Consider the following 14,022-nt stretch of genomic DNA (forward strand, 5'->3'; position numbering starts at 1 on the left):
CCTCCACCCGAAGGACTTCCTCGGGACTTTGGTCGAGTTGGAGCAGGCCTGATCGATGGGTTGGATCACGGCAGTAGCGATTTATTTCGTGGTTTGGTGGACGGTGCTTTTCGCCGTCCTCCCCTGGGGCGCCCATACTCCCGACGATACGGACGCGGGCAAGGCGGCCGGAGCGCCGGCGAAGCCCAGGATCGGCCTCAAGTTTCTGATCACGACGATGGTTTCCGCGATCGTCTGGGTGCTGATCTATCTAACCGTTACATCCGGACTGATTTCCTTCCGGAACTGACCGATCGGAGCAGGGCACCGCCATGGGCCTGACATATTGCGAAGCCGCCCCCGGCCACCCATGGCATGGGCCCTACCACGACACCGAATATGGGTTTCCCTCCGCGGATGAGCGTGTCCTGTTCGAACGCCTGGTGCTGGAGATCAATCAGGCGGGATTATCCTGGCTGACGATCCTGAAGAAACGCGCAGCCTTCGCGGCGGCCTTCGACGGTTATGACGTGGATCGTATCGCCGCTTACGGCGACGAGCAACGGTCGCGCCTGCTTGCCGATGCCGGGATAATCCGGAACCGGTTGAAGATCGACGCGGTGATCGAGAACGCCCGGCGCGTGCAGTCGCTTCGGCAAAGCCATGGTGGCTTCGCCGCATGGATCGATGCTCATCATCCGCTGCCGAAGCCGGAATGGGTCAAGCTGTTCAAGAAACAGTTCCGCTTCACCGGCGGAGAGATAGTCGGGGAATTCCTGATGAGTCTCGGCTATTTGCCGGGTGCCCATAATTTAGGCTGCCCGGTTCATGACCGACTGGAGCAGATGAGTCCACCCTGGATTCGAGCCAAGAGAGCCGGTTTTACAGGATACTGAGCCAATATTTTAGGCAATATGCTGAATGAAACCTATTCAGTAGCCTAAGAGATAATCAAAACAGCAGAAAAATAAGCAAAAGGAAAGGCAAGCCCCATTTTGTGGCTTGCCTTGTTCAGTCCCTCATACAATAATTTTTTTCGCTGAGAGGGTTTATCCCTCTTACCGACGCCTGGTGGCGATTCCTCCCTAACTTCAGGCCGCGCTGCGGTAACAGCGCGGCCATTTTTCTTATGTGCTCAACTTTACGCCCTGCCTGCATGACCGTCACTTATTTTCTGGATGATACAGGGTTATCCGCCAAGCGCGGTCCTTGGACATCCAGCCAAAATCTGTTGCATGCAACGCTTATTTGGTGCACACGAAAAGGTATAGGCGCATTCTTGCACGCCGAGCGGTTCAACAGCACGAACAGCGGCAGTTACGTCGAAAATGCGTAAGGTCTTTCACCGAAAATCCGGCTATTCCACACTTTCCCGGGACTTCATCCTGAATGGAGAGGCGTGTGTGGAGGCTGCCAGTCGGTCAGCATCTTGCCGAACAGTCAGATCACCGGGTTGAGTGACCCAACTCTCGCGGAGGGAACAAGAACAATGATGAACAGACGCCAGTTCGGCCTATCGGTGGCCGGGACCGCCGCAGCCCTCACTGCAAGCCCCCTTGGCGGTACGTTTGGCAGCAAGGCGCTTGCCGCCGATAAGCTGAAGGTGGGTTTCGTCTATGTCGGCCCGGTATCCGACCATGGTTACAGCTATCAGCACGATCTTGGCCGCAAACACGTAGCCGAAGTTTTCGCTGACAAGGTCGAAACGACCTATGTGGAAAATGTCGCCGAGGGTCCGGATGCCGAGCGGGTGATCCAGCAGCTTGCCCAAGGCGGCCACGGGTTGATCTTCACGACCTCCTTCGGCTTCATGAACCCGACGCTGAAGGTCGCGCAGCGCTTCCCCAAGGTCAAGTTCGAGCACGCTACCGGCTATAAGCGCTCGACCAACGTGGCGACATACTCGGGCCGGTTCTATGAGGGCCGGACCGTCTGCGGCCTGATCGCCGGCAAGCTGACCAAGTCGAACATCATCGGGTATATCGGTTCCTTCCCGATCCCCGAGGTGGTCAGCGGCATCAACGCGTTCACACTGGCCCTGCGCAGCGTCAATCCGCAAGCCCAGGTCCGGGTGGTGTGGATCAACAGCTGGTACGATCCTGGTAAGGAGGCCGCCGCCGCCAAGGCCTTGATCGACCAGGGCGCCGACATCCTGGCTCAGCACACCGACAGCCCCGCACCGATCCAGGAGGCGGAGGCCCGCGGCATCTATGCCTTCGGACAATCGTCCGATATGAGCCGTTTCGGGCCTAAGGCGCACCTGACCTCGGTCGTCGACGACTGGAATCCCTATTACGAACAGCGGGTCAAGGCGGCATTGGACGGCACTTGGAAGGCCGAGGATTACTGGGGCGGTCTGGCGACCGGTACCGTGTTCCTGCCGCCCTTCAACGATGCCATCCCGGCTGACGTCAAGGAGTTGGGTAACAAGGCAATCGCGGACATCAAGTCCGGCGCGCTGCACCCCTTTACCGGGCCGATCAAGGACCAGTCCGGCAAGGTCGTGATCGCCGAGGGCAAGACCGCGACCGATCCTGAGATCCTCTCGATGGCCTATTATGTCGAGGGCGTTCAGGGCACGCTTCCGAAGTAAGCGGCAGTGCAGGCCGGGGGCGAGTGCGTCACCCCCGGCCATGGACTTGCGCGCCGCTATTCCCTACAGTCCTCTCGCCATTGGACCGGGCCGAATGCCCGGTCCTCCACGAGCCCCGAGAGACCCCGAATGCGGTTGTCCGCCTATTTCCTGCCTACCCTCAAGGAAAACCCCAACGAGGCGCAGATCGTCTCGCACCGGCTGATGCTCCGCGCCGGCATGATCCGGCAAACGAGCGCCGGCATCTATGCCTGGCTGCCGCTGGGTTTCCGCGTCCTGAAGAAGATCGAACAGATCGTCCGGGAAGAGCAGGATGCCGCGGGCGCGCAGGAACTGCTGATGCCGACCATCCAGCCGGCCGAGCTCTGGAAGGAGAGCGGACGGTACGACGACTACGGCAAGGAGATGCTCCGCATCAAGGACCGGCACGATCGCGAGATGCTGTTCGGCCCGACGAACGAGGAGATGATCACCGATATCTTCCGCTCCGCGGTCAAGAGCTACCGTGATCTGCCCCGCAACCTCTATCACATCCAGTGGAAGTTCCGGGACGAGATCAGGCCCCGCTTCGGCGTGATGCGCGGGCGTGAGTTCCTGATGAAGGACGCCTATTCATTCGACATCGACAGTGCCAGCGCACGCCGCTCCTATCAGAAGATGTTCCTGGCATATCTCCGGACGTTTGCGCGCCTCGGCATGAAGGCCATCCCGATGCAGGCCGATACCGGTCCGATCGGCGGAGATCTCAGCCATGAGTTCATCATCCTGGCGGAAACCGGCGAGAGCGGCGTCTTCTGCGACAAGGAGTGGCTGGACTTGAACGTGCTGGAGAGCGCTCCGGGGTTCGACGACGATCTCGGCCCGTTCTTCGAGAAATACACCAACATCTACGCCGCGACCGATGAAAAGCACGATCCCGCGACGTCGCCGCTGACGCCCGAAGAACTGGTCAATGCGCGCGGCATCGAAGTCGGCCACATCTTCTATTTCGGCACCAAATACTCGGCACCGCTGGGTGCCGTGGTTGCCGGCCCGGGCGGCGAGCAGATCACCGTCGAGATGGGGTCCTACGGCATCGGCGTGTCGCGGCTGGTTGGCGCGATCATCGAGGCGAGCCATGACGACGCCGGTATCATCTGGCCGGAGTCGGTGGCACCCTTCAAGGTCGGCCTGATCAACCTGAAGACCGGCGATGCCGAATGCGACCGGGTCTGCGAAGAGTTGTATCGTGACCTCAATGCCGCCGGGGTCGAGGTGCTGTATGACGACCGCAACGAGCGGCCGGGCGCCAAGTTCGCCGACATGGATCTGATCGGGGTTCCTTGGCATCTGACGATCGGGCCGCGTGGCCTCAAGAACGGCGTGGTCGAATTGAAGCATCGCGCCACGGGTGAACGCGAGGAACTGTCGCGCGAAGCCGCTTTCGCGAAGCTGGCCTCCTGATAGTCGGAGCGGCCGGCGGACCTTCGAACTCCGGCGGCCGCCGGCCAGCGGCGATCCATCCCAAGTCCATAAAGGCCTTAAAGGCATGATTTTCGGCGCTTTCGAACGCATGGTCGCGATGCGCTATCTTCGCGCGCGACGGCAGGAAGGCTTCATTTCGGTGATTGCCGGCTTTTCGCTCCTGGGCATCGGCCTTGGCGTGGCGACGCTGATCATCGTGATGGCGGTAATGAACGGTTTCCGATCCGAACTGCTGGGGCGGGTTCTGGGCCTCAACGGCCACATGAACGTTTACGCACTTCAGGGGCCGCTGACCGACTACGGAGCGATGGCCGATCGGCTGCGCGGCATCCCGGGTGTCACGTCGGTCACGCCGACCGTCGAGGCACAGGCGCTGGTGACTGTGCGCGGCGTGTCATCGGGCTCTATCGTCCGCGGCATTTCACCCGAGGATTTCAAGGTCCGGCCGACCGTGTCGAACCACATCGTTCGTGGGACCCTGGACGATTTCCATGACGAGCGCGTCGCGATCGGCATCCGCATGGCTCAAAGGCTCGGGCTTCGGGTGGGAGACGAACTGACGCTGATCAGCCCGCAGGGCAATCCCAGTGCGTTCGGCACCGTTCCGCGCATGAGGGCCTACAGCATCGCCGCGATATTCGATGTCGGTATGTTCGAGTACGACAACAACTTCATCTTCATGCCGCTGCCGGCGGCTCAGGTGTTCTTCCGGGTTCCCGACGCCGTGACGACTCTGGAACTGATGGTTCAGCAGCCGCGCCTGATTTCCCAGTACCGGGCACCCGTTCAGGACGTGATAGGCGGCCGGGCCAGGCTTGTGGATTGGCAGCAGTCCAACGCCAGCTTCTTCAACGCGCTTTCGGTCGAGCGCAACGTCATGTTCCTGATCCTGACGCTGATTATCCTGGTTGCCGCCTTCAACATCATTTCCAGCATGATCATGCTGGTCAAGGACAAGGGCCGCGACATCGCTATCCTGCGGACAATGGGCGCCACGCGCGGCATGATCCTGCGCATCTTCTTCCTGGCAGGGGCCAGCATCGGCGTGATCGGCACGGTCTTCGGCCTGGTGCTGGGCGTCGCGTTCGCTGAAAACATCGAGGCCATCCGACAGATCCTCCAGAACCTGACCGGCACCGAGCTCTTTTCGGCGGAAATCTACTTTCTCAGCCAACTGCCGGCAGAGATCGACTACGGGGAAGTGAGCCGCGTCGTCCTCATGGCGCTCGGACTGTCGTTCGGCGCCACCATCTATCCGGCATGGCGGGCTGCCAAGCTCGATCCGGTCGAGGCTTTGCGTTATGAGTGAGTTGAGGAGCGATCGATTGGCCGATGGAAATCCGGCGGAGCCGATGATCCGGATCGACGGCGTCGTCAGGACGTTCAGACAAGCCGGCCAACCGCTGGACGTGCTGCGCGGCGCATCGCTTCAGGTCAAGGGGGGCGAACTCGTGGCGCTCGTCGGTCCGTCGGGAGCCGGCAAGTCGACGCTGCTGCATATCGCAGGCTTGCTCGAGAAGGCCGATGGCGGCGATATACGGATCGCCGGCAAACTGGCCAATGCCCTGTCGGACGCAGACCGCACGGCCTTGCGCCGGCAATCCATCGGTTTCGTCTATCAGTTCCACCATCTCCTGCCGGAATTCAGCGCGCTGGAAAATATCGTCCTGCCGCAGATGATCGCGGGCGTTCCCAAATCGGCGGCACGCAAGCGGGGCATGGAACTGCTGGAAATGGTCGGGCTCGGCGCGCGCGCCAGCCATCGGCCGGCGCGATTGTCCGGTGGAGAGCAGCAACGTGTAGCCATCGCCCGGGCGCTTGCCAACCGGCCCAAGCTGCTGATCGCGGATGAGCCGACCGGCAACCTCGACCACAAGACGGCGGAGGGCGTCTTTGCCATGCTGGCAGACCTCGTCAGGGTTGGGGATTTCGGCGCTTTGGTTGCGACCCACAATCTCGACCTCGCCGCTCGGATGGACCGGGTGCTCGAACTGCGGGACGGTGTGCTGGTCCAGCAATGAAGGATGGTCTACCTTGTTGTTCGGCCGGGGCTCTTCAGGTGCTTTCGGATTGCAGCGAGGAAGGGCAGGGGGACGCATCATGGACAAAAAGTTCATCGACCTCTATGACGAGTACACTCACGCGCCGCTCGACCGCCGGGACTTCATCAGCCGGTTGACCGCCCTTGCCGGCAGCGCCGCCGCGGCGTCGGCATTGCTTCCGCTGCTCGAGAACAATTACGCTCTGGCGGAGGTCGTAGCGCCGGCCGATCCCCGTCTGGAAACATCCCGGATCACCTGGAGCGGGGCGTCGGGCGACATCAAAGGCTATCTGGCTAAACCCAAGGGCGCTGGGAAGCTTCCTGCCGTGATCGTCATCCACGAGAACCGTGGACTCAACCCACATATCGAAGACATCGTGCGCCGCCTTGCTCTCGAGGGCTTTCTGGCCGTCGGGCCCGACCTGCTGAGCCCGCTGGGGGGAACGCCAGCCGATGAGGATCAGGCGCGTACGCTGATAGGCCGGTTGGACAACAAGGCGACGGTTGAAAACCTCGTGCGTACGGTCGGTTTCCTTGAAGGACATGAAGGATCGACCGGCAAAGTTGGCGCGATAGGTTTTTGCTGGGGTGGCGACATGGTCGGCTCACTGGCAACGGTGTCGCAGTCGCTCGACGCGGGTGTCGTCTTCTATGGACGGACGCCGCCGCTTGACGATGTATCCAAGATCCGCGCAAAGCTTCTGCTCAATTATGCCGGCTTGGACGACCGCATCAACGAAGGTATTCCGGCTTTCGAAGCAGCGCTGAAGAAGGCCGATATCCATCACAGCATTCATATCTACCAGGGCGCCAACCACGCCTTCAACAACGATACCAATCCGGCGCGCTACGATGCTGCAGCGGCGCAACTCGCATGGCGCAGGACCGTCGATTTCCTGAAGACCAACCTTGCATGACGATCGATCCGAACCTGCCTTAGGGCAGCACGGCCGAGTTAGTGCGAGGACGATTGGGATTATGTCGGCGCGTTCTGGTCCGGTAACCGGGGAACCGATGTTCTGAAGTCTGTCGCGAACGACGGTTTGCCACCCTTTCGGATCGATCGCATGCTGATGGTGCCGGGAAAGCGGCTGAGCCTACTTATGGCCCCGAGTCGGCCAACATAGACGGCGATCCGACGGAGCAAATCATTTGGGACCGCTGGCCACCGAGTTTTCGAGAGCAAAAAGGGATAGGGGTAGCAGGCAACTCGCCCGGCGGTTAGCCGCTTGATTCCAGCGGATCGAGGACGAGTTCCGGAGCCAATGCTCGCACCTCGTCATGACGGGTCATACGTGGAGGCATTTCATGATCATGAGCGCAGGGGCGTCAAGAAAAACTTGCACATGACGCAGAGGCGCAGTCTTGGCATGTTGGTACCGCTTCCCTGACCGTTGCCTGAGTTCCATCCTCCATGCCGATCGCCGATTTCGTCCACCTGCGAGTCCACTCCGCCTATTCGCTCTCCGAAGGGGCGATCAAGATCAAGGAACTGGTCAAGCTCTGCCAGAAGAAGGAGATGCCGGCGGTAGCGGTTACCGATACCGGCAATCTGTTTGGCGCGCTGGAATTCTCGCTTGCTGCGGCCGACTCCGGTGTTCAGCCGATCCTTGGATGTCAGGTCGGCATCCGCCGGATGGGGCCGAGTGCCAATGGCGGCGGCAAGCCGGTCGGCAAGGGCTTGAACCTGCCTGACCAGTTGACGCTGCTTGTCCAGTCGGAGACCGGATACGTCAACCTGACGAAGCTGGTCAGCAAGGCCTTCATGGAAGGCGACCCGACATCGGCGCCGCAGATTTCCATCAGCGACCTTGAAGGCTTCACCGAAGGATTGATCGCACTCACCGGCGGTCCGTCTGGTTCTGTCGGCAGACTGTTCGCCGAAGGGCAAAAAGCGGTAGCGGAGGAAGTCGCGGAACAGCTTAAGCGCCTGTTCCCCAACCGGCTCTATGTCGAGCTGATGCGCCACGGGGTTGAAGTCGAAGACCGGATCGAACCTGATCTGGTTGAGCTGGCCTACCGCATGGACCTGCCGCTGGTCGCGACCAACGACTGCTTCTTCGCGACGGAGGACATGTACGAAGCCCATGACGCCCTGCTTTGCATCGCCGAGGGGGCTTATGTCGTAGAAGCCGAACGTCGGCGCCTGACACCGGAGCATCGTTTCAAGTCGGCTGAGGAGATGCGCACGCTGTTCGCCGACCTGCCGGAGGCGGTGGACAACACGCTCGTCATCGCGCGCCGGTGCAGCTACCTGCTGCGACCGATCAAGCCGATCCTACCCGCCTTCACCGCGGCGGCCGAGGGAGGCCGAACCGAGCCGGAGGAACTTCGGCACCAAGCTCATATCGGCTTGACCGACCGGCTCGAACATCAGGTCTTCACGCCCGATATGACGCCCGAGCAACGGGCGGAGACCGAGAAGACCTATCGTGAGCGGCTCGATTTCGAGCTGAACGTGATCGAGAACATGAAGTTTCCCGGTTACTTCCTGATCGTGTCGGACTTCATCAAATGGGCGAAGAAGCACGACATTCCCGTCGGACCGGGGCGCGGTTCGGGAGCCGGATCGGTCGTTGCCTGGTCGCTGACGATCACCGACCTCGATCCTTTGCGCTTCGGCTTGCTGTTCGAGCGGTTCCTCAACCCCGAACGCGTTTCGATGCCAGACTTCGACATCGACTTCTGCCAGGACCGTCGGGACGAAGTGATCCGCTATGTGCAGGATTACTACGGCTACGACCGCGTCGCCCAGATCATCACGTTCGGTAAACTCCAGGCTCGCGCGGTGCTCCGCGACGTCGGACGCGTGCTTCAGATGCCGTATGGGCAGGTCGACAAGATCTGCAAGCTGGTGCCCAACAACCCTGCCAATCCGGTCACCCTGGGACAGGCGATCGACGGCGAGCCAATGCTTCAGCAGGCGCGGGATTCCGACGAGTCGGTCAAGCGGCTGATCGAGATCGCACTCCGCCTGGAAGGCCTGTTCCGTCACGCATCGACCCATGCTGCCGGCGTCGTGATCGGTGACCGTCCTCTCGATCAGCTGGTGCCGCTCTATCGCGATCCACGATCCGATATGCCTGTCACCCAGTTCAACATGAAATACGTCGAACAGGCCGGCTTGGTTAAGTTCGACTTCCTTGGCCTCAAGACCCTGACCGTGCTGCAACGCGCAGTCGAGCTGATCGTCGAGCGCGGAGAGACCATCGACCTGTCGAACCTGCCGCTGGACGACTCCAGGACCTATGAGATGATGTCTCGCGGCGAGACGACCGGCGTGTTCCAGCTGGAAAGTTCGGGCATGCGCGACGTCCTGCGGCGCCTCAAGCCGAACCGCTTCGACGACATCATCGCGCTGGTTTCGCTGTACCGCCCCGGTCCGATGGACAACATCCCGACCTACATCGCGGTGAAGAACGGGGAGATAGAAGCCGACTACATGCATCCTTGGCTGGAGCCGATCCTGAAGGACACCTTCGGGATCATGATCTATCAGGAGCAGGTCATGCAGATCGCCCAGGTGCTGTCCGGCTATTCGCTGGGCGGCGCCGATCTGCTGCGGCGAGCCATGGGCAAGAAGATCCAGGCGGAGATGGACGCCCAGCGCAAGCTGTTCATCGACGGTGCCGTCAGCAAAGGCGTGGATGGCGATCAGGCCGGCTTGATCTTCGATCAGGTGAACAAGTTCGCCGGCTATGGCTTCAACAAGTCGCACGCTGCCGCTTATGCCCTGGTCGCCTACCAGACCGCCTACCTGAAGGCCAATTATCCGGTCGAGTTCCTCGCCGCGTCCATGACGCTCGACCTCGGCAATACCGATAAGCTGAACACCTTCAGGCAGGAGCTGGTGCGCTTGAAGATCCGTTTGCTGACGCCCGACATCAACAAGTCCAACGCGGTATTCCGTGTGGAAGCGATGCCCGACGGCGAGCGCGCGATCCGCTACGCGCTTGCTGCCGTCAAGGGTGTCGGCATGCAGGCCATGGAAGCTCTGGTTAAGCAGCGGGAAGAGACGGGCCGGTACACCGACTTGTTCGACCTCGCGCGGCGTCTCGACACCAAGGTCATCAACAAGCGGCAGCTTGAAAACCTGACTTGCGCCGGTGCCTTCGACAGTCTCAACCCGAACCGGCGGCAGGTCCATGGCGGTGTCGAAACCCTGATCCGGTACGCTCAGGCCGCCGTCGCCGAGCGGGAGAGCGGCCAGTCGAGTCTGTTCGGCGGCGGTGCGGGTGTGACGCTGAAGGTGCCGGACCTGCCCAAGGTCGCCGATTGGGACCAGTTGGACCGGCTGGCGCATGAATTCGGCGCCATCGGTTTCTATCTCTCGGCCCATCCGCTGGATGGCTTCGCCAAGCCGCTGGCGCGGCTGCGCGTAGTGAATTCAGCCGATCTGCTGAAGAAGGCCAGCGGCGGCGGTTCCACTCGATTCCCGATGGCCGGTGTCGTGATCAACCGGCAGGAGCGCGTGGCGAAGAGCGGTAACCGCTTCGCCTTCGTCAGCCTGTCGGATTCGACCGGCGTCTACGAGGTCACCCTGTTTTCCGAGCTTCTGGCAACGTCGCGCGACCTGCTCGAGCCGGGCAAGAGCGTCGTCCTGATGGTCGACGTGCAGGTCCAGGGTGAGGATATGCGGCTGACCTGCCACCAAGTGAAGCCGCTGGAGGACGAGGTCGCCCTTGCGGCGGAAGGATTGCAGATCGTCCTCAACGAGCCCGCTGCAGCGCCGCATCTTCGGAATATCCTCGAACAGATCGGACGGGGACGGGGCAGGATATCGATCCTTGTCGATGTGGGCGGCCTGAGAGAGGCGGAGATCGCGCTGCCGGGCGCCTATGCTGTTTCGGCGAAGGGCAGGGCAGCGATCAAGGCGATTCCCGGTGTCGCCGATGTGCTGGATCTCTGATCGGGCTTAAAAACCGGGTCATAAGCCGGACAGACCATAGGAATGCGGCCGCGGACGCCGTGCCTGCGCTTGCAACAGCGCCCGGCACGGCGTTTCTATTTGCGCGCCTTGTATAGTGCAGAAGTGAAGTCAAGCAACAAGGCTAGATTGTCCTGTAAGTGCATTCCCAAGTAAAGCCATACTCCAGTATTCCATCAATTTTAATAAAAACTCTTCCTTGACAGAATTAGAGCTAAAGCTTATCAATTTGCATCGATCGTTCAATCCATTGAACTCATTCGAGATTTGAGTATTTGGTTCAATCCGGAGGTGCGATTTGCTCGCCCGCGCAATGCTTTGCATGCCTCAAAATAAAACCTCGCACGGATTATGGGCGGCTGTTGCCGCCTTTGCCTTATTCCCAAGTTTTCATGCTATAGTAAAGTCACTTAGCTCCCATTATTCCATTTTTCAGCTTATGGCGTACATGTCCTTGGCGGCTTTGCTTCCGGTGGCTTTGATGCTGCTTTACGCAAGGCGCCAGGGAAGGATCCGGATCGCCCGCCCGGGAATGGTGCTCATGCGCGCGGTGATTTCAGGCTCCATGGCGGTCTGCGTATTCTATGCGCTCAGCAGGCTTCCGATGTCGACCGCCTATTCGGTGCAGTTTTCCGGTCCTTTGTTCGCCGCCGGTCTTTCGACCGTGGTTCTCGGCGAGAAGGTGGGCTGGAGGCGCTGGATCGGGATCGCCGTGGGGTTCGCAGGCATCCTGATCATCCTGCGTCCGGGCGTCACGGACTTCAACTCAGGTTACCTGGCATCGCTGGCGGTAGCCGTGCTGTTCGCTTGCAATGCCATGATCCTGCGCACCGTCGGCGGGGGCGAACCGGGCGGCGCGCTGGTGGCTGCCCATGTGATCGGCATCCTTGGTTTCTCGTTGCCGATGCTTCCATCGGTCTACATCGAGCCGGATTGGCCGGACCTCGGCTGGATGTTCGTCACCGGTCTTCTGATGTCATCCGGGCACTTCTTCCTGGTTCAGGCCCTGCGCTGGGCTCCGGTGTCTAGCGTTTCCGCATTCCAGTACACGCAGCTCGTTTGGGGATTGCTGTTCGGCGTCCTCCTTTTCGACGACTTTCCAGATGCGATGGCCCTTGGCGGGGCAGTCCTTGTGGTCGGCAGCGCGGTCTACGTCGGCATGGCGCAGCCATCGTCCAAAACCGACGAACCCGTCGACATCTGAGCACACCCCGGCGGTGTGCACGTCCCCTTCTTCCTCCGTTTCATGATTGGAGAACCATGTGTCATCCTTGCTTGAAGGTGTCCGCGTCATCGACCTGACCAATGTGTTGGCAGGCCCGTTCTGCGGGTTTCAGTTAGCGCTCCTGGGAGCGGAAGTGATCAAGGTCGAGGTTCCCGGAGCCGGCGACCTTGCCCGCCAGTTCGGTATGGACCCCGAACTCAGCTCGAAAGGGATGGGGACCGGCTTTCTTGCCCAGAACGCGGGAAAGAAGTCGATCACGTTGAACCTCAAGTCCCCGGAGGGCAAGGAGGCCTTCCGGCGGCTGGTCAAAACCGCCGATGTGGTTCTCGAAAACTTCCGTCCTGGTGTGATGGACCGGCTGGGCTGCGGCTATGAAGCGCTGAAGGAGATCAAGCCCGATCTGGTTTATTGCGCCGTCTCCGGTTTCGGACAGGATGGTCCCTGGCGTAACAAGCCGGCCTATGACCAGATCATCCAGGGCCTGTCCGGCATCATGAGCGTAACCGGCGACGACCAGTCGGCTCCGCTGCGGGTCGGCTTTCCGGTTTGCGACACGATCGGCGGGTTGACGGCGGCATTCGCGGTCTGTGCTGCCCTGTTCCGGCGTTCGGTCAGTGGAGAAGGGCAGTTCGCCGATGTCTCGCTGATCGAGTCCACTCTGGTCACGATGGGCTGGGCCGTCGCCAACTATCTGATTACCGGCAAGAAGCCGAAGCCGTCCGGCAACGAGAACATCACGGCCAGTCCGTCGGGCCTGTTCAAGACCAGTCACGGCGAAATCAACATTTCGGCCAATACGCAGGACCAGTTCGTGACGCTCTGCCGACTGATCGGACGCCCGGATCTTTCAGCCGACGATCGCTTCAGCAGCAGGACCGCGCGGATGGCCAACCGGGCGACCCTGAAGGACGAGATCGAGGATGCGCTGGCCGAAGATACGGCCGAGCATTGGGAGGAAAGGCTCAATGCGGAGGGTGTCCCATCTGGACGGGTCATGACGGTGCCGGACATCCTTAAGCATCCCCACATTCAGGAGCGGAACTTCCTGCGGACGTTGCCGCGCGTTCCCGGTATCGACCGCGACATCACCGTCAGCAGGAGCGGTTTCAGACTGTCCGGCGGCGATCCTACCGTCGATACGCCGCCTCCGCTGCTTGGTCAGCATAACGACGAGATCTTTGCCGAGCTCGGTTTCTCGCAGGAGGAAATCGAGGTTCTTAAAGGGAGTGCCGCGCGATGAGCAGATCGGACAAAGCGGTTGCCGGCGGCAAGCCCCATAAGCCTCCAGTCGACAAGGACCAGATGCTCGCATGGTGGAGCACGGGGATCACCGAACTTAAACCCGGTATCGTCAATCTCCGGGGCATTCCGATTCAAGACCTGATCGGCAAAGTGGGGTTTGTCCCGACCATTTGGCTGATGCTCAGAGGTGAACTGCCGTCCGATGCGGAAGCGCGGCTGCTGGAGGCAGTTCTGGTCGCAACGGTGGATCACGGACCTCAGTCTCCGTCATCCGCGGTGGCGAGGATGGGCGCCACGTGCGGTATCGGGCTGAATGCGGCTCTGGGTTCCGCCATCACCCTGCTCGGTGATCATCATGGCGGTGCCGGTCAACAGTGCATGGAGCTGTTCGAGAAGATCCTGGAGTCGGCATCCCGATTCGGTTCCCTGGAGGAGGCGGTTCGCTTTGAACTAGCGGAACGCAGGGCTGCGGGAGAAAAGTTCGTTCCTGGCTTCGGCAAACATCTCCATCCGGTCGATCCTCGCTCTGCACGGATCTTCGAAATTCTGGA

The 14,022-nt window shown here is 60.8% G+C and carries 11 protein-coding genes; all 11 read left to right on the plus strand.

Translation table 11 applies throughout. The annotated features are described in order from the left end of the window. Positions 1-55 precede the first annotated feature (55 nt). The gene (locus tag AC5JJ6_RS19875; protein ID WP_496043721.1) at positions 56-289 is read left to right on the plus strand and encodes a DUF1467 family protein; all 234 of its coding nucleotides are present in this window, start codon (positions 56-58) and stop codon (positions 287-289) included. 22 nt (positions 290-311) lie between these two features. Further along, entirely contained in the window at positions 312-875 is a 564-nt protein-coding gene (locus tag AC5JJ6_RS19880) for a DNA-3-methyladenine glycosylase I (protein WP_429642777.1), read from the plus strand. A gap of 596 nt (positions 876-1,471) precedes the next feature. Further along, a complete protein-coding gene (locus tag AC5JJ6_RS19885; protein WP_496043728.1) occupies positions 1,472-2,572 on the plus strand; it encodes a BMP family ABC transporter substrate-binding protein in 1,101 nt (366 codons plus the stop codon). 129 nt (positions 2,573-2,701) lie between these two features. Further along, positions 2,702-4,015 (plus strand): proline--tRNA ligase, encoded by a 1,314-nt coding sequence (proS, locus tag AC5JJ6_RS19890; protein WP_044426161.1) that lies wholly within the window; start codon positions 2,702-2,704, stop codon positions 4,013-4,015. A gap of 85 nt (positions 4,016-4,100) precedes the next feature. After that, positions 4,101-5,345 carry a lipoprotein-releasing ABC transporter permease subunit gene (locus tag AC5JJ6_RS19895; protein ID WP_496043722.1) on the plus strand — a complete coding sequence of 415 codons (1,245 nt, stop codon included), beginning with the start codon at positions 4,101-4,103 and terminating at the stop codon, positions 5,343-5,345. A gap of 43 nt (positions 5,346-5,388) precedes the next feature. Next, a complete protein-coding gene (locus AC5JJ6_RS19900) occupies positions 5,389-6,057 on the plus strand; it encodes an ABC transporter ATP-binding protein (RefSeq protein ID WP_496043729.1) in 669 nt (222 codons plus the stop codon). A gap of 79 nt (positions 6,058-6,136) precedes the next feature. Continuing rightward, positions 6,137-6,994 carry a dienelactone hydrolase family protein gene (locus AC5JJ6_RS19905; protein ID WP_496043723.1) on the plus strand — a complete coding sequence of 286 codons (858 nt, stop codon included), beginning with the start codon at positions 6,137-6,139 and terminating at the stop codon, positions 6,992-6,994. Positions 6,995-7,491: 497 nt separating this feature from the next. Further along, positions 7,492-10,986, plus strand: a complete 3,495-nt coding sequence (gene dnaE, locus AC5JJ6_RS19910) for a DNA polymerase III subunit alpha (protein ID WP_496043724.1) — start codon at positions 7,492-7,494, stop codon at positions 10,984-10,986. 316 nt (positions 10,987-11,302) lie between these two features. After that, positions 11,303-12,208, plus strand: a complete 906-nt coding sequence (locus tag AC5JJ6_RS19915; RefSeq protein WP_496043725.1) for a DMT family transporter — start codon at positions 11,303-11,305, stop codon at positions 12,206-12,208. 58 nt (positions 12,209-12,266) lie between these two features. Further along, the gene (locus AC5JJ6_RS19920; RefSeq protein WP_496043726.1) at positions 12,267-13,469 is read left to right on the plus strand and encodes a CaiB/BaiF CoA transferase family protein; all 1,203 of its coding nucleotides are present in this window, start codon (positions 12,267-12,269) and stop codon (positions 13,467-13,469) included. After that, a partial coding sequence (locus AC5JJ6_RS19925) for a citrate/2-methylcitrate synthase (RefSeq protein ID WP_496043727.1) occupies positions 13,466-14,022 on the plus strand: 557 nt, incomplete at its 3' end. The genes AC5JJ6_RS19920 and AC5JJ6_RS19925, both read left to right, overlap by 4 nt.

This window comes from Skermanella sp., assembly GCF_059503625.1.

Excerpts from the sequence above, each read along its gene's own strand:
- AC5JJ6_RS19875 (WP_496043721.1), top strand. The coding sequence starts at position 56 with ATGGGTTGGATCACGGCAGTAGCGATTTATTTCGTGGTTTGGTGGACG.
- AC5JJ6_RS19880 (WP_429642777.1), top strand. The coding sequence starts at position 312 with ATGGGCCTGACATATTGCGAAGCCGCCCCCGGCCACCCATGGCATGGG.
- AC5JJ6_RS19885 (WP_496043728.1), top strand. The coding sequence starts at position 1,472 with ATGAACAGACGCCAGTTCGGCCTATCGGTGGCCGGGACCGCCGCAGCC.
- proS (WP_044426161.1), top strand. The coding sequence starts at position 2,702 with ATGCGGTTGTCCGCCTATTTCCTGCCTACCCTCAAGGAAAACCCCAAC.
- AC5JJ6_RS19895 (WP_496043722.1), top strand. The coding sequence starts at position 4,101 with ATGATTTTCGGCGCTTTCGAACGCATGGTCGCGATGCGCTATCTTCGC.
- AC5JJ6_RS19900 (WP_496043729.1), top strand. The coding sequence starts at position 5,389 with ATGATCCGGATCGACGGCGTCGTCAGGACGTTCAGACAAGCCGGCCAA.
- AC5JJ6_RS19905 (WP_496043723.1), top strand. The coding sequence starts at position 6,137 with ATGGACAAAAAGTTCATCGACCTCTATGACGAGTACACTCACGCGCCG.
- dnaE (WP_496043724.1), top strand. The coding sequence starts at position 7,492 with ATGCCGATCGCCGATTTCGTCCACCTGCGAGTCCACTCCGCCTATTCG.